The sequence below is a fragment of the Actinacidiphila sp. bgisy160 genome (assembly GCF_965342435.1).
GTDB lineage: Bacteria > Actinomycetota > Actinomycetes > Streptomycetales > Streptomycetaceae > Actinacidiphila.
Window position 1 is genome coordinate 293602 of the sequence record NZ_CBDRCM010000001.1, and the last position, 16675, is coordinate 310276.

General features: G+C 69.5%; 16 protein-coding genes, 1 tRNA gene and 1 pseudogene. 10 read left to right on the top strand and 8 right to left on the bottom strand.

Going from position 1 to position 16675, the window contains the following annotated elements; all coding sequences use genetic code 11:
• Positions 1–123 precede the first annotated feature (123 nt).
• Positions 124–651 (top strand): peptidylprolyl isomerase, encoded by a 528-nt coding sequence (locus tag ACRWNP_RS01385; RefSeq protein WP_431958983.1) that lies wholly within the window; start codon positions 124–126, stop codon positions 649–651.
• Positions 652–722: 71 nt separating this feature from the next.
• The gene (locus ACRWNP_RS01390; protein ID WP_431958984.1) at positions 723–1580 is read left to right on the top strand and encodes a rhomboid family intramembrane serine protease; all 858 of its coding nucleotides are present in this window, start codon (positions 723–725) and stop codon (positions 1578–1580) included.
• Between the two features lie 241 nt (positions 1581–1821).
• Here the strand turns inward: ACRWNP_RS01390 and crgA are convergent, their stop codons facing one another.
• Complete coding sequence (gene crgA / locus ACRWNP_RS01395; protein ID WP_431958985.1) at positions 1822–2076, bottom strand: cell division protein CrgA; 255 nt, start codon at positions 2074–2076, stop codon at positions 1822–1824.
• 136 nt (positions 2077–2212) lie between these two features.
• On the opposite strand from crgA, the gene ACRWNP_RS01400 reads away from it, so the two are divergent.
• From ACRWNP_RS01400 to ACRWNP_RS01430, 7 genes and pseudogenes are all read left to right on the top strand, one after another.
• The gene (locus tag ACRWNP_RS01400) at positions 2213–2980 is read left to right on the top strand and encodes a DUF881 domain-containing protein (protein ID WP_431958986.1); all 768 of its coding nucleotides are present in this window, start codon (positions 2213–2215) and stop codon (positions 2978–2980) included.
• A gap of 99 nt (positions 2981–3079) precedes the next feature.
• Positions 3080–3371, top strand: a pseudogene (locus ACRWNP_RS01405) (sortase domain-containing protein); the annotation flags it as partial.
• A gap of 41 nt (positions 3372–3412) precedes the next feature.
• Positions 3413–3589, top strand: a complete 177-nt coding sequence (locus ACRWNP_RS01410; RefSeq protein ID WP_431958987.1) for a hypothetical protein — start codon at positions 3413–3415, stop codon at positions 3587–3589.
• Complete coding sequence (locus ACRWNP_RS01415; RefSeq protein WP_431958988.1) at positions 3586–4221, top strand: aminodeoxychorismate/anthranilate synthase component II; 636 nt, start codon at positions 3586–3588, stop codon at positions 4219–4221. Before ACRWNP_RS01410 ends, ACRWNP_RS01415 begins: the two co-directional genes overlap by 4 nt.
• A gap of 4 nt (positions 4222–4225) precedes the next feature.
• Positions 4226–5665 (top strand): class E sortase, encoded by a 1440-nt coding sequence (locus tag ACRWNP_RS01420; RefSeq protein ID WP_431958989.1) that lies wholly within the window; start codon positions 4226–4228, stop codon positions 5663–5665.
• 34 nt (positions 5666–5699) lie between these two features.
• On the top strand, positions 5700–6422 hold the full coding sequence (locus ACRWNP_RS01425) for a class E sortase (RefSeq protein ID WP_431959220.1): 723 nt from the start codon (positions 5700–5702) through the stop codon (positions 6420–6422).
• 132 nt (positions 6423–6554) lie between these two features.
• Positions 6555–6725, top strand: coding sequence for a hypothetical protein (locus tag ACRWNP_RS01430; protein ID WP_431958990.1), 171 nt, complete (start codon positions 6555–6557; stop codon positions 6723–6725).
• A gap of 89 nt (positions 6726–6814) precedes the next feature.
• On the opposite strand, the gene pknB is transcribed toward ACRWNP_RS01430, so the two are convergent.
• The 6 genes from pknB to ACRWNP_RS01460 form a co-directional block, all read right to left on the bottom strand.
• Complete coding sequence (gene pknB, locus ACRWNP_RS01435) at positions 6815–8797, bottom strand: Stk1 family PASTA domain-containing Ser/Thr kinase (RefSeq protein ID WP_431958991.1); 1983 nt, start codon at positions 8795–8797, stop codon at positions 6815–6817.
• Positions 8798–8948: 151 nt separating this feature from the next.
• The gene (locus ACRWNP_RS01440; protein ID WP_431958992.1) at positions 8949–10412 is read right to left on the bottom strand and encodes a peptidoglycan D,D-transpeptidase FtsI family protein; all 1464 of its coding nucleotides are present in this window, start codon (positions 10410–10412) and stop codon (positions 8949–8951) included.
• Positions 10409–11821 (bottom strand): FtsW/RodA/SpoVE family cell cycle protein, encoded by a 1413-nt coding sequence (locus tag ACRWNP_RS01445; protein ID WP_431958993.1) that lies wholly within the window; start codon positions 11819–11821, stop codon positions 10409–10411. Before ACRWNP_RS01445 ends, ACRWNP_RS01440 begins: the two co-directional genes overlap by 4 nt.
• Positions 11822–11849: 28 nt before the next feature.
• Positions 11850–13400 (bottom strand): PP2C family protein-serine/threonine phosphatase, encoded by a 1551-nt coding sequence (locus ACRWNP_RS01450; protein ID WP_431959221.1) that lies wholly within the window; start codon positions 13398–13400, stop codon positions 11850–11852.
• Between the two features lie 57 nt (positions 13401–13457).
• Positions 13458–13976, bottom strand: coding sequence for an FHA domain-containing protein FhaB/FipA (locus ACRWNP_RS01455; protein WP_431958994.1), 519 nt, complete (start codon positions 13974–13976; stop codon positions 13458–13460).
• A 10-nt stretch (positions 13977–13986) separates the two neighbouring features.
• Positions 13987–14823, bottom strand: a complete 837-nt coding sequence (locus tag ACRWNP_RS01460) for an FhaA domain-containing protein (protein ID WP_431958995.1) — start codon at positions 14821–14823, stop codon at positions 13987–13989.
• A 363-nt stretch (positions 14824–15186) separates the two neighbouring features.
• On the opposite strand from ACRWNP_RS01460, the gene ACRWNP_RS01465 reads away from it, so the two are divergent.
• A tRNA-Leu gene (locus tag ACRWNP_RS01465) sits at positions 15187–15270 on the top strand.
• A 390-nt stretch (positions 15271–15660) separates the two neighbouring features.
• On the opposite strand, the gene ACRWNP_RS01470 is transcribed toward ACRWNP_RS01465, so the two are convergent.
• Positions 15661–16467: a class I SAM-dependent methyltransferase gene (locus ACRWNP_RS01470; protein WP_431958996.1), complete on the bottom strand. Its 807-nt coding sequence runs from the start codon at positions 16465–16467 to the stop codon at positions 15661–15663.
• Between the last annotated feature and the right edge of the window lie 208 nt (positions 16468–16675).

Consider the following 16675-nt stretch of genomic DNA (forward strand, 5'->3'; position numbering starts at 1 on the left):
CCGGGTCAAGGGGGGCATCCACCGACGATGCCACCGGATGACCTGCGGCGCGACAGTTGCGTGGGGGAAGCCCTGGCGTGCGAGGATTTGTCCCTGTCAGTGAGGACTAGGGAAGGTAAGACCGTGGCCGAGCAGCTGTACGCCACCCTGAAGACCAGCCACGGGGACATCACCGTCCGGCTGCTGCAGAACCACGCGCCGAAGACGGTCAAGAATTTCGTGGAGCTCGCCGAGGGCACCCGTGAGTGGACGGACCCCGACACCGGCCGGACCTCGCACGACCGCCTCTACGACGGCACGGTCTTCCACCGGGTCATCTCCGGCTTCATGATCCAGGGCGGCGACCCGCTGGGCAACGGCACCGGCGGCCCCGGCTACCAGTTCGCCGACGAGTTCCACCCGGACCTGGCCTTCACCAAGCCCTACCTCCTGGCCATGGCGAACGCCGGCCCGGGCACCAACGGGTCCCAGTTCTTCATCACGGTCGCGCCGACCGCGTGGCTCACCCGCAAGCACACCATCTTCGGCGAGGTCACCGACCCCGCCAGCCAGAAGGTCGTGGACTCCATCGCGACCACTCCCACCAACCCGCGCACCGAGCGGCCGGTGGAGGACGTCGTGATCCAGAGCGTCGTGATCGAGCGTCGCTAGGGTCCCGGGAACCAGAACGCCCCGTCCGCGCGTATGACGGGCGGGGCGATTCCGCTGCGAAGGGCTGAGACATGACCGACCAGGCCGTCCGCTGCTACCGGCATCCGGACCGGGAGACCGGCATCCGCTGCTCCCGTTGCGAGCGGCCGATCTGTCCGGAGTGCATGATCAACGCGTCGGTCGGCTTCCACTGCCCGGAGTGCGTGCGCGAGGGCCGTCGCGCCGCCCAGGCCGCGGAACCCCGCACGGTGGCGGGCGGCTCGGTCGCGGGCGACCCGAGACTGGTCACCAAGATCCTGATCGGGCTGAACCTGCTGGTCTTCCTGCTGGTCCAGGTGCTCGGCCCGCGGCTGGCCTACGACCTCGCGCTGGTCGGCCGCGCCTGCAACGGCCTGGGGCAGTGCGTCGGCGTGGCCGAGGGGCCCAGTCAGTGGTACCGCTTGCTCAGCTCGGTCTTCCTCCACCAGGAGATCTGGCACATCGCCTTCAACATGCTCTCGCTGTGGTGGATCGGCGGTCCGCTGGAAACGCTGCTCGGCCGTAGCCGTTACCTGGCCCTCTATCTGATCTCCGGGCTCGGCGGCAGCGCGCTGGTGGTACTGCTCGCCGCACCGGCCGCGGGATCGCTCGGTGCCTCGGGTGCGATCTACGGGCTCTTCGGCGCCATGGCCGTCTTCGTGAAGCGGTTGCGGATGGACATGCGGCCCGTCCTGATCCTGCTCGGGCTGAATCTGCTGTTCACCTTCACCTGGGCGAACATCAGCCGGGAGGCGCACATCGGCGGCCTCGTCACCGGGGCGGTCATCGCCGTCGCCATGGCGTACGCGCCGCGCTCGCACCGGGCGCTGGTCCAGTGGGGGACGTGCGCCGTGATGCTGCTCGCCGTGGCGGTCACGGTGTGGGCCGGGGTCGCGGACATCTCCGGCTAGGCCGTAACGCGCACCGTTGATCAGACGTTATCCACAGAGAGGCGGAGGCCTCCTGTGCATCCTGTGGGCAAGCCGTGCGCGTGCTCGTACACACCGTGTCTGACCTGCAAGATCAACGAAAGACCGGTGGTCCGTACATCGGACCACCGGTCACACCGGTGTCAACCGGCTGATGGTTATCCACAGATCGTGCGACCTTTTCAACACTGTGGATGACGCCTGTGGATAACTGTGCGAGCTGCTACTTCCACTGCGTGGACACGACGAACCCGCCCGCGATGAATCCGAAGCCGACGGCGATGTTCCAGTTGCCCAGCTGCTCGATCGGGTAGCTGCCCTGTGTCACGTAGAAGACGACGATCCAGGCCAGGCCGACGAGGAACAGCGCCAGCATGAGCGGAGCCACCCAGCCGCGGCCGGACTTCAGCTTTATGGGGGCGGTCTTCTCCGGGGGCGGGGTGAAGTCGGCCTTCTTGCGGATCCGTGACTTCGGCACGAGGGACTCTCCTGTCGATGCGCTGCGTAACCGCGCGTGTGACGTCTTGTATGTGCGGCCGGACGGCAGGGACTACCACGCCTCCGGGCGTCCGTTAGCGTAGTGCTTCCTCGGGTTGGAAGGAGATAAGGCTACGGTGAGCAATCCGGTCGGCGCCTCCCCGGGCCGCCTATCCGCCCGGTCTGTGGTGCTTCGCGTGCTCAGCGCCGGGGTTTTCGCCATGGCCGGTCTGCTGTTCTGGATGAGTTTCGACACGGCCAAGGGCCTGGACATCCGCACCGACGACCCGCTGCTGCGCCTGTCGGACCGCGTCCAGGAGAAGAGCAGGCAGAACGAGCAACTGGAGAACGAGCTCGCCGGGGTGCGCAAGGACGTCGACGGACTCGCCCACACGGACAGCGGCGTCAGCGACGCCACCCGGGAGCAGTTGGCGCGGCTCGGCGTCGAGGCCGGCACCGTCAAGCTCACCGGTCCCGCCGTCTCCGTCACCCTCAACGACGCGCCGCCGGACGCGACCCCGCTCGTCCCGGGCGTGCCGAATCCGCAGCCGAACGACCTCGTCATCCACCAGCAGGACCTGCAGGCCGTGGTCAACGCGCTGTGGGCGGGCGGCGCCTCCGGCATCAAGGTGATGGACCAGCGGCTGATCTCCACCAGCGCGGTGCGCTGTGTCGGCAACACGCTCATCCTGCAGGGCCGCGTCTACTCCCCGCCGTACACCATCACGGCGGTCGGCGACCAGGACAAGCTGCACAAGGCGCTCGACGCCAGCCCCGCGATCCAGAACTACCTGCAGTACGTCCAGGCCTACGGGCTCGGCTGGCAAGTCGAGGACGAACGACGGGTGACTCTCCCCGGCTACTCCGGCACAGTGGATCTGCAGTACGCCAAGCCTGTGGGGTGAGCATGCGCCTGGTGGTGCGGACGCTGAGCGAGTTGTGCATCACCGGGGGCGTGTTGATCGTGCTCTTCGTCTGTTACGTGCTGTTCTGGACCGGCGTGCGACCCGTTCAAGGACTTCGCCGGACTGCGCAAGGGCGACGAGGTCGTCCTGACCGACAGGCGCACCCTGGTACACCTACGAGATCGACCGCGCACCCTACCGCACCGTGCCCACCGACGTCGCTGTGACCGATCCGGTCCCGGAGAGGTCCGTGTACACCGTTCCCGGCCGCTATCCGACCCTCACCACCTGCGATCCCGAGTGGGGTCACGGCCACCGGCTCATCACCTGGGGGCACCTGGAATCCACACAGCCTGTGGAGGACGGTATGCCGGAGGGTTTGTCGGGCTAATCTTGGGCGAGGCACGGGCACGGAAGGCAGGAAGGCGGCGCATGTACGGCTGGATCTGGCGGCATCTGCCGGGCAACGTGTGGGTGAAGGCAGTCATCTCGCTGGTGCTGGTCCTCGCCGCCGTCTATGTGCTGTTCCAGTACGTCTTCCCGTGGGCGGAGCCGTTGCTGCCGTTCGGGGACGTGACCGTCGACGAGGGGAGGGCGGCCGTCCGATGAGCGCGCGCATCCTCGTCGTGGACAACTACGACAGCTTCGTCTTCAACCTCGTCCAGTACCTCTACCAACTGGGCGCCGAGTGCGAGGTGCTCCGCAACGACCAGGTGGAGCTCGCCCACGCCCAGGACGGCTTCGACGGTGTCCTGCTCTCCCCCGGGCCCGGCACCCCAGAGGAGGCCGGGGTCTGCGTCGACATGGTGCGTCACTGCGCCGCCACCGACGTCCCGGTCTTCGGCGTCTGCCTGGGGCTGCAGTCCATGGCGGTGGCGTACGGCGGCGTGGTGGACCGGGCGCCGGAGCTGCTGCACGGCAAGACCTCCCTGGTGACCCACGAGGGCCGCGGGGTCTTCGCCGGGCTGCCGACGCCGTTCACCGCGACCCGCTACCACTCGCTGGCGGTCGAACGGGAAACGGTGCCCGAAGAGTTGGAGATCACCGCCTGGACGGAGAGCGGCATCATCATGGGACTGCGGCACCGCAGCGCCCGGGTGGAGGGCGTCCAGTTCCACCCCGAGTCGGTGCTCACCGAGTGGGGGCACCGGATGCTCGCCAACTGGCTGGTGGAATGCGGCGACAAGGACGCCGTCGAGCGTTCCGCGGGCCTCGCGCCTGTGGTCGGAACCAGGGCGTGACTGCGTGACCGCGCATCGGCACTTCGGCGACACCGCCGAATTCGCCGCCGCGGTGGAGAAGTTGGCCGACCCGCTCAACGACCCGCTGCCCAACACCGCGCGGCGCGCGGCCCGCCCCCCGCAGGAGCCCGACACCGAGCCCGCCGCGGCGGCCCCCGCGACGCCCCCCGCCGCGCCGCCCGCCACGCCGCCCACGACCGCGCAGCCGGACACGCCCCGGGCAGCGGTGCCGGGCCAGCAGTCGTACGAGCGGGGACAGGGCCACTACGGGTCCACGAGGCCCGGCTACGAGCCCCGGCCCGCCGATCTCTGGCCGTCCCCGCCGTCGTCCGTGCCGGTACCCGAGGGGCCCGCCGAGCAGCCGTACGCCGAGGCGGTCAGGGCCGCCCGGCGGCCACTCACCGACGAGGAGCGCGCCGCCGCGCGCCGCCGGGTGGCGGGCACGCCGGGCGACACCGTGGCGATGCCCGTGGTGACCGAGTCCGAGCCCGGGCGGGAGGGGGAGCGGGACCGCCGGGATCCGGACCCGGACTCGGAGGAGACCCCGCGACCTGTCCCGGACCTCCTGGCACCCGAGGGCGGCGGCCGTGCGGCCCGCCGTAAGGCGGCCCAGGAGGCCGCACGGCGCGGTGGCAGGGGACGGCGGCGTTCCGGTGCCCCCGTGCCCTCCCCGGCCGTCACAGAGGCTGCCATGGCCCCCATGGCGTCGACCCCGGCCGCGCCGAGGTCCCGTGTGGAGGCCCGGCGCGCCGCGCGCGCGGCCAAGGAGAGCCCCGCGGTGATCGCCAGCCGGGTGGCCGGCGAGGTGTTCATCACCCTGGGCGTGCTGATGCTGCTCTTCGTCACCTACCAGTTGTGGTGGACCAACGTCCTCGCCCACCAGCAGGCCGGCGGCGCTGCCAACAACCTGCAGAAGCAGTGGGAGGGCGAGAAGGGCCCGAACCGTGACCCCGGCGCCTTCTCGCCCGGACAGGGCTTCGCGATCATGTACATCCCCAAGCTGGACGTGAAGGCGCCCATCGCCGAGGGCATCGACAAGCACAAGGTGCTCGACAAGGGCATGATCGGCCATTACTCCGGCGAATTGGAGACGGCCATGCCCTGGGACAAGCAGGGCAACTTCGCCCTCGCCGCGCACCGCAACACCCACGGCGAACCGTTCCGCTACGTCAACAAGCTGGTGGCGGGGGACAAGGTGGTGGTCGAGACCGAGAGCACGTACTACACGTACGAGGTCACGAGCATGCTGCCGTCCACGCCGCCCTCCAACATCTCGGTGATCAAGCCGGTCCCCGACGGATCGGGCTTCACCAGGCCGGGCCGCTACATCACACTGACCACGTGCACACCGGAGTTCACCAGCAAGTACCGGTTGATCGTCTGGGGCAAGATGGTCGAGGAACGGCCGCGCAGCAAGGGCAAGCCGGACGCCCTGGTCGAGTAGGCCAGGTAGGGAAGTACACAGATCGGGGCACGTGGTGACGACCACCCAGCACGACCGCGCCCGGGAGGCCGCGCCGACCCGGCGTCCCCTCTCGTTGATCGCCGCCACCGTCAGTCTGATCGGTGAGCTCCTCATCACCGCGGGAGTGATCCTCGGGCTCTTCGTCGTCTACTCCCTGTGGTGGACCAACGTCCTCGCCGACCGCGCCGCCAAGCACGACAGCGATGCCGTGAGGCGCGAGTGGGCCGACAGCGCCCCGGGCAAGCTCGACACCAAGGGCGGCATCGGCTTCCTCCACGTCCCCGCCATGGGCAGGGACTACGAGGTCCTGGTGAAGAAGGGCACCACCACCAAGGTGCTCAACGAGGGTGTCGCCGGCTACTACACCGAGCCCGTGGAGTCGGCCATGCCCTGGGACAAGCGGGGCAACTTCACGCTCGCCGCGCACCGCGACGGCCACGGCGCCAAGTTCCACAACATCGACAAGATCAAGAAGGGCGACCCGGTCGTCTTCGAGGACCGCGACACCTGGTACGTCTACAAGGTCTACAAGGTCCTCCCCGAGACCTCGAAGTTCAACGTCCGGGTCATCGACCAGATCCCCAGGGAGAGCGGCAAGAAGAAGGCCGGCCGCTACCTCACCCTCACCACCTGCACCCCGGTCTACACCTCGCGCGACCGCTACATCGTGTGGGCCGAACTCGTCCGCACCCAGAAGGTGGACGCGCAGCGCACCCCTCCGGCGGAGCTGGGCTGACCGGTCCGGAACGGGGCCGGGGTCGAAAACGCGGGGCGGCTGCGTCGATCTCCCCTGGCCGGACGGGAAGCCGGCCGGACCGCCAGGGCCTGCCTGGCGAGAAGGCACCCCTGGGCGGTGACGGGCCGGCGGGTGACCGCGGTCCCCGCGGCGGAGCACACCCGCCGGCTCGTCGGTCGGCGCCGCGGTCGCGGCCAGGTGCTGACGTCCGGTGGATCTCCGTATCCGGTACGCGGCCGCCTGTACGTCGGCGCCGGGAACGGCGCGGCCGAGGGCGTGGCGGAGGCCGCCGGGGAGGGCTGAACGGTCAGGCCCCGCGGGCGCGACAAAGCGGGGAGGCGGTCACCGTGGTGACCGCCTCCCCGCTTCGTCAGGCGTGGTGAGCGACTGCGTCAGCCACCGTTGCCGCCGTTGACGAGGCCGCCGCCGCCGTTCGGGTCCTGAGCGAAGAGCGTCAGGGTGTCACCCGGCTTCACCGGGCTGTTGGGCTGCGGGAACTGGTTACTCACGATCGCGTTGTCGTTCCGCGAGGAGTTGCCGACGAAGTTGATCTGCATGCCCAGTTCGTTGGCGACCGCCTTGGCCTGCGCGACCGTCTGGCCCTTCAGGTCGGGCATCTGGGCCGTGGACGGGGGCTTGGCGACGAACAGGGTCACCGAGTCGCCGGCCTTGAGCTTGCTGCCACCCGGCGGGTTCTGGTCGACGACCTTGCCCTGCTGCTGGTCGGCCGACTCGCGGTCCTGCGTGGTGACCTTCAGGCCCTGGTCCTCGAGGGTCTTCTTGGCCTGCGCCACGTCCTGGCCGACCACGTTGATGACCACGACCTCCTCGGGCGCCACGGCCACGGTGAGGGTGATCGTCGAGCCCTTCGCGCGCTTCGCGCCGCTCTTCGGGTCCTGGTCCAGGACCGTGCCCTCGTCCTCGTTGGAGGTCTTGGACTGCTTGTCGACCTCGAAGCCCGCGTCCTTGAGGGCCTTCTCGGCGTCCTCGAAGGAGTCACCGGTGACGTCCGGGACCGGGATCTTCTCGGTGCCCTTGGAGAGCTTCAGGGTGACGGTCTCGTCCTTGGAGATCTTGCTGTCGGCCTTGGCCGACTGCTCGCAGACGTGGTCCTTGGGCTGGTCGTCACAGAACATCGACTCGCCGAACGTGATGGTGATCCCACCGTTCGCCGCCCGGTCCTCGGCTTCGGCCTTGGTGTCGCCGACGAACTGCGGGACGGACACCGTGCCGTCGCCGCCGCTGTTCCCGGAGAACAGCGCCTTGCCCATGAAGATCGCGCCGATCAGGACCAGGACGGCCGCGACGACCAGCAGGATCGTGGACGTGTTGCTCTTCTTCGGCTTGCGCCGGCCGCCACCGCCCTGGGGCTGGTCGTAGCCGAAGCCGCCGTCGTCGTCCCGCATGGGCGGCAGCATCGAGGTGCCGGCGTCCTGCTGGGGCGGGAGGGCCGTGGTGGGGACGTCGTTGCCGTAGCCGCCGTAGCCGCCGCCGTTGTAGCCGACGGCGCCCATGGCGGCCGTGGCGGCGACGGGCTGGCCGTCGAGGCAGGCCTCGATGTCGGCGCGCATCTCGTCGGCGGACTGGTAGCGGTAGTCCGGGTCCTTGGTCAGCGCCTTGAGAACGATGGCGTCCATCGCGGGCGAGACCTCGGGGTCGTACACGCTCGGCGGCTGCGGCTCCTCGCGCACGTGCTGGTACGCCACCGCGACCGGGGAGTCGCCGACGAAGGGCGGCCGCACGGTGAGCAGCTCGTAGAGCAGGCAGCCGGTGGAGTACAGGTCGGAGCGCGCATCGACGGTCTCGCCCTTGGCCTGCTCCGGGGAGAGGTACTGGGCGGTGCCGATCACGGCCGCGGTCTGCGTCATGGTCATGCCGGAGTCGCCCATGGCGCGGGCGATGCCGAAGTCCATGACCTTGACCTGGCCGTTCCGGGTCAGCATCACGTTCGCGGGCTTGATGTCGCGGTGCACGATGCCGGAGCGGTGGCTGTACTCCAGGGCCTGGAGGATACCGATCGTCATCTCCAGGGAACGCTCCGGCAGGAGCTTCCGGCCGGAGTGGAGCAGCTCACGCAGGGTGGAGCCGTCCACGTACTCCATGACGATGTACGGGATGGAGACCCCGTCGACGTAGTCCTCGCCGGTGTCGTAGACGGCGACGATCGAGGGGTGGTTCAGCGAGGCGGCCGACTGGGCCTCACGGCGGAACCGGGCCTGGAAGGACGGGTCGCGGGCGAGGTCCACCCGGAGCGTCTTCACGGCGACGGTGCGGCCGAGCCGGGTGTCATGGGCGATGTACACCTCGGCCATGCCACCGCGGCCGAGCACCGAGCCCAGCTCGTACCGGCCGCCGAGGCGACGCGGCTCTTCCATAGCGCTTGCCCTTCCTAAACCGTCCGTGTGGCTGCTCGGGCATACCGTACCCGCCGCCGCGTGCCGATCCCGGCCCTGGCCGGTAGCCGATATACGACCGGTATCGCGACGTGCGACTTAACGCACATCCATGGATACGGCGTGACCGGCATCACTTGTTCAGCACGGCCTCCATGACGCTCTTGGCGATCGGCGCGGCGAAGCCGCCACCGGAGATGTCGCCGCGGTTCGCGCTGGCGTCCTCGACCACGACGGCGACCGCGACCGGGGAGCCCTGGTCGGTCTTCGCGTATGAGATGAACCACGCGTAGGGATTCTCACTGTTTTCGACGCCGTGCTGGGCGGTACCGGTCTTGCCGCCGACGGTGACGCCCGGGATCCGGGCGTTCGTGCCGGTGCCGGAGTTGACGACGGTCTCCATCATCTCCTGGAGCTTCTGGGCGTTCTCCGCGCTGAGTGGCTGCGAGAACTCCTTGGGCTTGGTCTGCTCGACCACCGTGTTGTTGGGAGCGCGCAGCTGGTCGACCATGTACGGCTGCATCAGCTTGCCGTCGTTGGCGATCGCCGCGGCGACCATCGCCATCTGCAGCGGGGTGGCGGCCGTCTCGAACTGGCCGATGGAGGACAGGGCCGTCTGCGGCTTGTCCATCTTGGTGGAGAAGTTGCTGGCCGCCGCGCGGACCGGGATGAACTGCTCCTTGTTGAAGCCGAACTTCTCGGCCTCCTCGACCATCTTGTCGCGGCCGAGCGTCGCGCCGAGCTTGCCGAAGACCGAGTTGCACGAGACGCGCAGCGCCTCCCTCAGGGAGACGTTCCTGCAGTTGATGTTGCCCTCGTTGTCCAGCGGCTGGTTGGCGGTGTCCGGGAGGATGTACGGCACTTCGGAGTCGGTCGGCTCGTCGATGCTGTCGTACAGTCCGTCCTCCAGCGCCGCGGCGGCCGTGACGACCTTGAAGGTCGAGCCCGGCGGGTAGGTCTGGCGCAGCGCCCGGTTGAGCATCGGCTCGTCGGGGTCGTTCTCCTTCTGCAGCGCGTTCCAGGCCTTGCTGTCCTTCTCCGAGTTGCCGGCGAAGGAGGAAGGGTCGTACGAGGGCGTGCTGGCCAGGGCCAGGATGGCGCCGGTCCGCGGGTCGATCGCGGCGACCGCGCCCTTCTTCTTGCCCAGGCCCTCGAAGGCGGCACGCTGCGCAGCGCCGTTGAGCGTCGTGACGACGTCGCCGCCCTGCTTCTGCTTGCCGGAGAGGATGTCGACGGTGCGCTTGAAGAACAGGCGGTCGTCGTCGCCGGTGAGGATCGAGTCGTAGATGTTCTCGAGCTGGGTCGAGCCGAACGCCTGGGACGCGTAGCCGGTGACCGGCGCCCACAGGGGGCCGTCCTTGAAGGTGGCCTTGTACTTGAAGTCGCTGCCGTTGGTCTCGGTGTGGCCCGTGATGGCTTTGCCGTCGACGATGATGTCGCCGCGCGGGGTGGCGTACTGGTTGATCGCGACGCGGCGGTTGTGGGTGTTGGTCTTCAGCTCGTCGGCTTGGACGAACTGGAGGTAGTTCGCCCGGATGAGCATGGCGAGGACGAGTAGGCCGCAGAAGATGGCAACCCGCCGCAGGGGCTTGTTCACTGGACGCGCACCACCTGGGTCGGTTCGGCATCGGGGGACGTGGGGGCCGGGGCGGGCCTGCGCGCGGTGTCGCTGATCCGCAGCAGGATGCCCACGAGGGCCCAGTTGGCGATCACCGACGAGCCACCGGCCGCGACGAACGGCATCGTCATGCCGGTCAGCGGGATGAGGCCCATGACACCGCCGGCGACGACGAAGACCTGGAGCGCGAAGGCGCCGGAGAGTCCGATCGCCAGCAGCTTGCCGAAGGGGTCACGGGCGGCGAGCGCGGTGCGGACGCCCCGCTCCACGATCAGCCCGTAGAGCAGCAGGAAGGCCATCAGGCCGGCCAGCCCCACCTCCTCGCCGACGGTGGCGAGGATGAAGTCGGAGTTGGCGGCGAAGCCGATCAGATCGGAGTTGCCCTGGCCGAGCCCGGTGCCCAGGATCCCGCCGGAGCCGAAGGACATCAGGGCCTGGGCGACCTGGTCGCTCGTGCCGTCCTTGAAGGCCGCGAACGGGTCCAGCCAGGCGTCGACGCGCTGCTGGACGTGGGGTTCGAAGGTGGCCACGCCGACGGCGCCGACGGCGGACATCAGCAGACCGAAGACGATCCAGCTGGTGCGCTCGGTGGCGACGTACAGCATGACGACGAACAGGCCGAAGAACAGCAGCGAGGTGCCGAGGTCGGTCTCGAAGACCAGGATCAGGATGCTCAGGCCCCAGATCACCAGGATCGGGCCGAGGTCGCGGCCGCGTGGCAGGTACAGGCCCATGAAGCGGCGGCTGGCCAGGGCCAGCGCGTCCCGCTTCACCATCAGGTAGCCGGAGAAGAAGACCGCGATGATGATTTTCGCGAACTCGCCGGGCTGGATGGTGCCGACGCCCGGGATGCTGATCCAGATCTTCGCGCCGTTCACTGCGGGGAAGAACATCGGCAGGATCAGGAGGATCAGCGCCACGACCATCGAGATGTAGGTGTAGCGCTGCAGGATGCGATGGTCCTTGAGGAAGACCAGCACCGCGACGAACAGGGCGACGCCCACGGCCGAGTACAGCAGCTGCTTGGGGGTGTCCGGGCTGAAGGACCCGAACAGGGCCTCGGCGCGTTGGCGGAGCCGCGGGGACTGGTCGAGCCGCCAGATGAAGACGAGACCCATGCCGTTGAGCAGGGTCACCAGCGGGAGCAGCAGGGGGTCGGCGTACGGCGCGAACTTGCGCACCGTGAGGTGCGCCACGCCGGCCAGCGCCGCGAGCCCGAGACCGTAGCCGAGCATGCCCGAGGGCAGCTCGTCGGTAATAGCCAGACCCACGTTCGCGTACGCGAAGACCGGGATCAGGACCGCGAAGACGAGGAGCGCGAGCTCCGTGTTGCGGCGGCTCGGCGCGCCGACGGATGTGATGGTCGTGGTGTTGGTGACAACGCTCATGCCGGACTGAGGCCCCTCCTGCTCACTGCTAGTTGCCGCTCGGACACTGCTGGGCCAGCGACTGGTCCTCGTCGGAGAGGGTGGGGCTGGTCGACGGGCTGGTGGAGGGGGTCGTGCTGGGCTTGGGCGAGGCGGACGCGTCCGAGGACGGGCTGCCGGTGGTCTTGCCGGTGGCGGTGTCGGCGCCCTTCTGCTGGTCCTTCTCGGCCTTCTCCGCCGCGGCGGCGTTGGACTTGTCGATCGATTCCTTGGTCTGGCAGACCTTCGCCTGGTGCTCGAGCTCGTCCGCGGTCCTGCGCGCGTCGGCGAGGTCGCTGGCGGCGATCGTGGCCGTGACGTACTTGCGCTGGTTCTGCGGTAGGTACTTGAGTTCGATACCGGGGCGGTCCTCGTGGACCTTCGACAGGTCGAGCCAGGCCAGTTTCTGCTCGATGCCCTGGTAGATCGCCGCGTGGTCGCCCTTGACGCCCACGTAGTACTGCGTCTGGGTCCAGCGGTACGCGCCGTACAGGCCGCCGCCGACGACACCGAGGACGATCAGCAGGATCAGTGAGCGCTTGAGCCAGCGGCCGCGCTTGCGGGGCTTTTGCAGATCCTCGTCCTCGAAGGCACCGAAGCTGCCCACGGGCGCGCCGACCTGTGGGTTGCCGCTGCCGGGCGGGCCGAAGGCACCCTCGGGGGCCGGCGGGCGGCCGAGCTCGGAGGCGCGGCCTGCCGGGGTCTGCAGATGCCGCGGGTCGGACAGCGGCGAGTGGTGCCGGCTGTCGGCGACGGCGCCCACGACGACGGGCGTGTCGTGCAACTGCGCGGCCAGGGTGTCGCCGTCGTCGATGTCCAGGACGTCGGCGACGATGCAGGTGATGTTGTCGGGGCCGCCGCCGCGCAGGGCGAGCTGGATCAGCTCCTGCACGGTCTCGGCGGGGGCGTGGTACCCGGCGAGGGTGTCCTCGAGCGTCTGGTGGCTGACGACGCCGGAGAGGCCGTCGGAGCAGATCAGGTAGCGGTCGCCGGCCCGGACCTCGCGGATCGACAGGTCGGGCTCGACCTGGCCGCGGCCGTCCAGGGCGCGCATCAGCAGCGAGCGCTGCGGGTGCGTGCCGGCCTCCTCCTCGGTGATCCGGCCCTCGTCGACCAGCCGCTGCACCCAGGTGTGGTCCTGGGTGATCTGGGTGAGCACACCGTCACGGAGCAGGTACGCACGGGAGTCGCCGACGTGCACCAGACCGAGCCGCTGGCCGGTCCAGAGCAGGGCGGTGAGCGTGGTGCCCATGCCCTCCAGCTGCGGGTCCTCCTCGACCATGACGCGCAATTGGTCGTTGGCCCGCTGCACGGCGACGGCGAGGGAGGTGAGGATGTCGGAGCCGGGGACGTCGTCGTCGAGGGGCACGAGGGTGGAGATCACCTCGGAGGAGGCGACCTCACCGGCGGCCTGGCCGCCCATGCCGTCGGCGATGGCGAGCAGCCGCGGACCGGCGTAGCCGGAGTCCTCGTTGCCCTCCCGGATCATTCCCTTGTGCGAGCCGGCGGCGAAGCGCAGCGACAGAGTCATGCGCACCTCGCCCGTCGGCTCCGGGTACATCCGCACGCTGCCCACCCTCTCGCTCGCGCTCGCTGGCTGTGCTCGCCCATTGTGCGACTACTTCCGCAGCTCGATGACGGTCTTGCCGATGCGGATCGGGGCACCGAGCGGGATCGGGGTCGGCGTGGTGAGCCGGTTCCGGTCCATGAAGGTACCGTTGGTGGATCCCAGGTCCTCGACGATCCAGTTGCCGTCGCGGTCCGGGTAGATCCTGGCATGGCGGCTGGACGCGTAGTCGTCGTCGAGCACGATCGTGGAATCGTGCGCCCGGCCCAGGGTGATCGTCTGCCCCTGGAGCGCAACGGTGGTGCCCGCGAGCGAGCCCTCGGAGACCACCAGCTTTGTGGGGGCGCCGCGCCGGGCCCGGTTGTTGTTCTGCTGCTGACGGCCCTGCGCGGCCTGCGCCTGCTGGCGCTGCTGCGGGGGACGCGTCTGGGCCTCGCGGCGCCCGGCGGTGCGCTGGGTCACCCGCGTGCCGAACAGGTCGCTGCGGATGACCTGCACGGCCACGATGACGAACAGCCACAGTACGGCGAGGAAACCCAACCGCATGACCGTCAGGGTCAGCTCTGACATTGCCCCCGCTTCACCCTTCGGCTTGCCGGTACACGATGGTGGTACTGCCCACGACGATCCGTGAACCGTCGCGGAGCGTAGCGCGCTGGGTGTGCTGTCCGTCCACCACGATGCCGTTCGTGGACCCGAGGTCCACGACCGTCGAGGGCGATCCCGCCCTGATCTCGCAGTGGCGGCGGGACACACCGGGGTCGTCGACCCGCACGTCGGCCTCTGTGCTGCGGCCGAGGACCAGGGTCGGACGGGAGATCTGGTGGCGCATGCCGTTGATCTCGATCCAGCGACGTACGTTCATGCCGACGCCGCCGGGGGCCGTGGGGCCGCTTCCGGGGAGCCGGGTGACCGGCGCGGCGCCGGGCGGCGGACCGGCCGGCATCGGCGGCGGGCCCACGGGGCGCTGCGGGCCCTGCGGCGGGTAGCCGTAGCCACCGCGGCCGGCAGGGGGCTGCTGCTGGTACTGCTGCTGCGACTCGCTGGAGGCGAGCGTGCGGCTGCGCACCCGGTACAGGCCGGTGTCGAGGTCGTCGGCCTTCTCCAGGTGCACCTTGATGTTGCCCATGAAGGTGTAGCGCTGCTGCTTGGCGTAGTCGCGCACCATCCCGGCGAGCTCCTCGCCGAGCTGGACGGCGTACGGGCTCAGACGCTCGTAGTCGGAGGTGCTGAGCTCGACGATGAAGTCGTTGGGGACCACGGTGCGGTCCCGGTTCCAGATCGTCGCGTTGTTGTCGCACTCGCGCTGGAGGGCGCCGGCGATCTCCACGGGCTGTACCTCGGACTTGAACACCTTGGCGAAGGTGCCGTTCACGAAGCCCTCGAGACGCTGCTCGAACTTCTTGAGTACTCCCACGATGCACCTCCCTCCTCGAGGTCCTGCGGTCGTGCACGGCGGTCCGCCGTGATCTTCCGGTCCGATCCTTCCGGTACTGCTTACTGATCGTATCCACGCACTGGGAAAACCGCTGGTTCCCCGGTCGGTCCCACGGGACCGGTGTCAACAGTGCCACGGTCCGCGGCCGCTCCCCCACAGGGATGGTAGAGGCGCCTCATGTCAGTGTCCCGCAACAGAGGACGGTTCCCCTCGCTCGGGGGTGCCCGGAAACGGATGTGATTCCACCCTGAGCAGCGTGCTAATGTTCTCGGTGTCGGAAGGGGCTGACGCGCCGGACGGGGGAGACCCCAAGGTGTGAAGGGCCCGGAAGACGACACCCATGCGCGGGTGGCGGAATAGGCAGACGCGCTGGATTCAGGTTCCAGTGCCCGAAAGGGCGTGGGGGTTCAACTCCCCCCTCGCGCACAGCGGAGACGGGTCTCCGACCGTGACGAAAGTCGCAGTCGGGGGCCCGTTTCTCGTGTTGACCAAGAGGTCGGCCCGGCAGGCCGGCGGCCGCCGCGTCCCTCACGCGCTGCTTCTTTCGTGTGGGTGATGTCCATCTGTGGGGCGCGTCACTCAAGTGGCGGCGCCGGGCGGCCGGTTGCCCTGCGGGTGCCGGGAGGCTTCGTCTTGCGTCTGCGGTTGGTGCGCCTGATGGGCGCTGACCGCCGGGAGTCAGGCTGCCCAACCGCGTCGTGATCTTCCGGCGGTTGGCGTGGGCGAGCTGGATATGGCACAGAAGGATCGAACGCCGACTGCCTCAGCTCCGGGCGACCGAGGCGGAACTCCAGGCATACGTTGACGGTCCCCGGGTCAGCGGCAGGCGCTGACCAGCAGGGCGGCGTGGGGAAGGACCAGCAGGCCGTCCTGGCCGAGGAACTCCTGGGTCAGTGCGTCGAAGTGCCGCTTCACCTCGCTGCGGGTCTCCTCGCTCTGGCTCAGCAGCAACTGCCCGATGAAGGCCACCCCGGACGCCGGCCCGCTCCACCACTCCTCGGCGCTCGCCCGGTGATCCCACCGCAGCTTCCGGCACGCGGCCTCGCGCAGTCCGGCCGACGTCATCAGCCCGGCCAGGCCGTCCTGGTCGCGCGGGAAGTCGTCCGCTGCCGCGAGCGGAGGCAGATGCGACGGCCGGGTCACACCCGCCATCTCCACGGCCCGGCCCAGCAGGGCCTGGCCGGCCGGGGCGGGAACCGCCCAGATCGTCAGCGCGATCCGTCCACCCGGCCGGACCACCCGGCGAAGCTCCGCGAGGGCTGTCCGGGGACGCCCCACGTGGTTGAGCACGAAGTTCCCGACCACGGCATCGAAGACTCCGTCCTCGAAAGGGAGCGCGGGAAGGGCGGCCGTCAGCACCTCGGCGGAGGGCACCGCCAGTGCTGCCCGTTCGACCATGCTGGGTTCGGCATCGACCGCGGTCACCTTCGCGCCGCGCTCGCACGCCGCCGCGGCCGCCGTTCCCGTCCCGGTCCCGACGTCGAGAACCCGGACCCCGTACTCAACCGCCGCAGCGTCGAGCAACTGCGGAACCGGATAGGCGCACAGCCTCGCGAAGCTCCCCGCGAACGCGTCGGCCCGACCGGCCCACGTACGACGCTCGTACCCATCGAATGCCGTCATCGGCACGGTCACGCCCCCCGGTTCCGCCGCAGAGATCGAGAACGCGGCTGGGCACCTCCGTGGCCCTGGCGCAGCCAACTCGGTGAACAGCGCCAGCCGGTACGCGATCAGCCTCTGGGCTTCCTGGCACGCCAGGCGTCTCGTGGCCGGCAATGGTGACAGGCCCGCCGCAGCCTCCTCCGCGGTTTTGCGGAAGCCGTAGTCATCC